Source organism: Marinobacter denitrificans, from assembly GCF_008795955.1.
In the GTDB taxonomy this organism is placed as follows: Bacteria; Pseudomonadota; Gammaproteobacteria; order Pseudomonadales; family Oleiphilaceae; genus Marinobacter; species Marinobacter denitrificans.
In genome coordinates, this window is record NZ_VMHN01000035.1 from 1 (window position 1) to 775 (window position 775).

At 66.5% G+C, this 775-nt stretch carries 1 protein-coding gene; it reads right to left on the minus strand.

Translation table 11 applies throughout. The annotated features are described in order from the left end of the window. Nucleotides 1–625 (minus strand): MFS transporter (locus FO268_RS22740; protein WP_150995423.1); only part of this gene is annotated, 625 nt, incomplete at its 3' end. Nucleotides 626–775: the final 150 nt, after the last annotated feature.

The following is a 775-nucleotide window of genomic DNA, read 5'->3' on the forward strand; positions in this document are numbered from 1 at the left end:
GCGGCGGACCGGAGGCTGCGCGCCCCGGCATGAAGATCGTGGCCAGGAACAGGCCGATGAGGCAGAACGGCACGGCCATGAAGAACACATACCGCCAACTAAAGCTGTCGACCATGATGCCGCCCAGCGTAGGGCCGAGCGCCGGGGCCAGCACCACACCAATGCCGTAAATTCCCATGGCCGACCCGCGTTTCTCCGGCGGGAAGACCAGGAAGATCGTCTGCATGGCGAGCGGCTGGAGGATGCCGGCCGCGCCGCCTTGCAGGACGCGGGCCAGGATCAGCACGCCCTCGGCGGGGGCGAGCCCGCCCATGGCGGAGGCGGCGATAAAGACTGTTAGCGCCAGCATAAAGGTCGCGCGCTGGCCGAGGGTCTCGACCATCCAGGCATTCAGCAGCATGGTCCCGGTCATTGCGGCGAGGAAGCCGGTGGAGAGAAGTTGCGCCTTGTCCTGGCCCATGCCGAAAGCGCCCATGATATCCGGCAGGGCTACATTGACGATGGTGGCGGTCAGGATAGTGGCGATCGTGCCCATCATGACCGTCGCCGTGACCAGCCAGCGATAGGACGGGCCGAAGCGGGCGAATAGCCCCTCGATACTGTCCGGCCGGGGCGCGCTAGTCATCGGCTCTCGCCTCCAGCTCCACCATCATACCCGGCTTGAGTTCGCCGCCGTCCTGCTGCACCGCGATGCGCACTGGCAGGCGCTGGGTGATCTTGGTGAAATTGCCGCTCGGGTTGGGGTTGGGCAGCAGGGCGAACTCGCTGGTGGCGG